The organism is Candidatus Obscuribacterales bacterium (assembly GCA_036703605.1).
Lineage (GTDB): Bacteria > Cyanobacteriota > Cyanobacteriia > RECH01 > RECH01 > RECH01.
On the sequence record DATNRH010000585.1, the window covers coordinates 1 to 3,620 of the forward strand.

General features: G+C 53.4%; 4 protein-coding genes. 1 reads left to right on the forward strand and 3 read right to left on the reverse strand.

Going from position 1 to position 3,620, the window contains the following annotated elements:
- The first annotated feature begins 515 nt into the window (after window positions 1–515).
- Entirely contained in the window at window positions 516–854 is a 339-nt protein-coding gene (locus V6D20_12380; GenBank protein HEY9816576.1) for a P-II family nitrogen regulator, read from the forward strand.
- Between the two features lie 119 nt (window positions 855–973).
- Here V6D20_12380 and V6D20_12385 read toward each other — a convergent pair whose 3' ends face one another.
- From V6D20_12385 to V6D20_12395, 3 genes are all read right to left on the reverse strand, one after another.
- Window positions 974–1,963, reverse strand: coding sequence for an NAD(P)-dependent oxidoreductase (locus tag V6D20_12385; GenBank protein HEY9816577.1), 990 nt, complete (start codon window positions 1,961–1,963; stop codon window positions 974–976).
- 103 nt (window positions 1,964–2,066) lie between these two features.
- Window positions 2,067–3,128: a uroporphyrinogen decarboxylase gene (hemE, locus tag V6D20_12390; protein HEY9816578.1), complete on the reverse strand. Its 1,062-nt coding sequence runs from the start codon at window positions 3,126–3,128 to the stop codon at window positions 2,067–2,069.
- Window positions 3,129–3,322: 194 nt separating this feature from the next.
- Window positions 3,323–3,620 (reverse strand): hypothetical protein (locus V6D20_12395; protein ID HEY9816579.1); only part of this gene is annotated, 298 nt, incomplete at its 5' end.

Sequence of the window (3,620 nt, forward strand, 5' to 3'; positions counted from 1 at the left end):
GCTCGACCAAGCCCAGATTTACGACATTTTGCCCACCCTGCTCGATCGCTATCAGCTCACGGCTCCGCCCAAGCTGCGGGGCAAGGTGCTGCCGGTTTAGACTGCCATTCTGCCTAGCAACCTAACTCCAGCCGATGAACAGATGGAGGAGCGATCGCCCTAGGTCACCAAACGCTGAAGTCAAGACGGTTGAGCTAGGGGAATTTGATGAGAGAATACAAAGGAGAGCAAACCGTATCAATCACTACAAAACACCGTGAGCGCACGGTGCTACAACCAGTCAAGTCACTGGGCATCCTCTAGGTTTGCTATTGCAGTGGGTAAGCGTTACGGTTAAGCGGTTTTGTTGCCGCTGTTTAGGGTAACAATGAGGTCTATGTCCGTACAAGGATCGATTGCTCTTCTGCACGGGCAGGAAAGCGTATGGAACCTATCTTCCCCATGAAGATAGGTAGCCTATGATCCTCAAGGGAATAACCTTGTTGAAGAATTTGATTAGGAGTCATGGAAGGCTTATGAAGAAAGTTGAAGCAATCATCCGTCCCTTCAAGCTAGATGAAGTGAAGATTGCCCTCGTCAATGCTGGCATCGTAGGGATGACCGTTTCAGAAGTACGCGGATTTGGTCGGCAAAAGGGTCAGACCGAGCGCTATCGTGGTTCTGAATATACGGTGGAGTTTCTACAAAAGCTCAAAATTGAGATTGTAGTCGAAGACGATCAGGTTGATATGGTGGTCGATAAGATCATCTTGGCGGCCCGCACCGGGGAAATTGGAGATGGCAAGATCTTTGTCACCTCTGTGGATTCGATTATTCGGATTCGCACCGGCGAGAAAAACCTAGAGGCTATCTAGCCATCCAGTATTTCTGAGGGATGGTTACTCCGCTAACCATTCCTCAGGCAATATGGGTTAAAGCCAGCCAGATCCACCATGGGTCTGGTTTTTTGTGAGGTTAACCGCTGGATGCTCTACTAGGTGCGTTTCGGATCAATGCCGTTGATTTTTAATAGGTCAGCAATGCTGGTGCAGTAATGGGGTAATCCTAGAACCGTGGGATTCATGGGATTTTGATAGACAAAGTGGCGATAGTCTAGGCAAAAGCGATCCCAGGCTTCCATCTGAATGCGAAAGATGCGAATGAGGATGTTTGCCAGATGAATCGAGAGGGGAATCCGAAAATAAATACGCTGGTTCAGATAACGACAGATTTGGGCGATCGCTTGATCGGCGGTGAGGGGATCGTTGCCCAGCACCCATTCGCGGGACTTGCCAGGCTCAGGTGGATGCTCCACTAAGTAGGTGACGACTTGGGCAATGTCTTGGGCATGGGTGATATGAAAGCTGCCGTCGGCACTCAGGAAGCGAATCAGTCCCATCCACTGAATAACCTCGGGCAGCCCGGCGGAGATCTGCGAGTAGGGTTTTTGCTCATCGCCACCGAAGACGAGGGTGGGGAAGAGGGTCGTGACCTTGGGGGCGATCGCTAACTGGGGCAGTCGCTGATGACAGATATATTTTGATCGCACATAGCCAGTGCCCATCTGTCCCGCTTGGGGCAGGGGCTGATGATCGCGACCTAGGATACTGGCGGTGGAAAAATAAATCACCTGCTGGCAGCGCTGGGCATCCAACAAGCTCATGAGTTGCAAAGTTTTGGTGACGTTAATGTCGTAGGCGCGCTGCTCGCCGCCCCAGGCCGTCGCAATCAGGATGGCGGTATCGATGGTGCTGAGCAGCTCTCGATGATCTTCGATCTGGTAGAGATCACCGGTGATCACATGAATGCCCGATCGCACCTCTAGATTCAGCTGGAGCTTAGCCGGATCTCGCACCAGCAGATAGAGCTCGTGGGAGGTTTGTTGAATCAACAGTTCGGTAATGTAGTGCCCAATGCAGCCACTCGCGCCGGTGATAAAAATCCGTTGAGGTGCAGGAGATTTAGGAGGTGCTGAAAAGGTCATAGATTATCCGTTACGCAGACCACGCTAGCATACGCCAAAACAAGCATGGATGGCGACCGAGCGATCGCCATCCATAGCATTATTCAACCCACTAGGGTCACCGTCAGGTGGTTGCGAGCAGTTGATCCGCTTGCTTTGCCGTCTCAAAGAAGAAGGCGGCATTTTCTTCGGGCGTGCGCTGGAGGATGCCGTGACCAAGGTTGAGAATATGCCCCCGGTTGCCAGCCTTGCGGATGGTGTCAATAATGCGATCGCGGATGACGGCTTTGGAGCCAAACAGCACGCCAGGATCGATATTGCCCTGAACGCCAATGTTGGGGCCTAGGCGACGGCGAGCATCGGCCATGTCCACCGTCCAGTCTACGCTGACGATATCAACGCCCGATTGACCCATGCGCTCTAGAACGCCAGCGCTACCGCTGATGTAGAGAATCATGGGCGTATCAGGGTGAACCGCTTTGACCTGACGGATGACCTGCTGCTGGTAGGGCAGGGCAAAGACGTCGTAGTCCTGCGGGCTCAGTTGACCAGCCCAGGAGTCAAATAACTGCACCACCTGAGCGCCACAGTCAATCTGATGGCATAGATAAACAGCGATCGCATCTGCCAACTTACCGAGGAAGGCGTGGAGAATCTCGGGCTGGGTGAAGGCCAAGTGCTTAATCACCGCGTAGTCTTTGGAGCTTTTGCCTTCCACGGCATAGGCGGCCAACGTCCAAGGCGATCCAGCAAAGCCAAGCACGGTGGCTTCATTGCCCACTTCTTGGCGCAGGGTTTGCAGAATCGTGCGGATAAACGGGGTTGATTCATCCGGCTCTAGACTGTGCAGTTGGTTCACCTGCTCTAGGGTGCGGATGGGATTGTCGATGATCGGCCCCTTGCTCTCGATAATCTCAAAGGGAATGCCGATTCCGGGCAGGGGGGTCAAAATATCGGAGAACATGATCACCCCATCGGGACGGAAGGCCCGCCAGGGCTGCAGCGAGATCTCGATGGCAATGTCTGGATTTTCAGATCGTTCACGAAATGAGGGGTATTTTTCGCGCAGATCACGGTAGACCTTCATGTAGCGTCCAGCCTGACGCATCATCCACACGGGAGGACGATCCAGTACTTCGCCTCGAGCCGCCCGCAACAAATAGGGAACCTGATTCGATCCGCTCATTTCGACTCCAATTCTTAACGTAGTCTTTTTAAACGCATTTGCTAGCTTATCATTGAGCGATCGTCCCAACATGGCATGGTGGTTTACGAAACGTTAAGCTGTCGGGTACACGGTTGGGGTCATTGCCGATTAGGAGTCTAGTCGTAGGGGCTGTTAGACGCAGCCGTCACGCACCGTCTCGTGAGGCTGATTGACTAGGTTTGAGGGGGTGGGTCGTCGTCATCCGCCGATGAATAGGGCGGGATCAAGACCCGAGCCCCGTCGGTGTCGGCCACGTCTACCTGAAGAACGGTGTCGGATGACTCGGAGGATGGATCTAACGGAGACTCTGGGGCAGTTTCTTCTGCGTTGCGATAGCTGTAGGAGTAAAGGGTACCGCTTTGCTGACGGCGTACCGGCTCTCGCTGGACTTCGTAGATAGATGGTGCAACTTCATCGGGGCGATCGCTCTCCTGATCGTCGTAGCCGTCCCAATCCTCCCAGTCTTCTAAG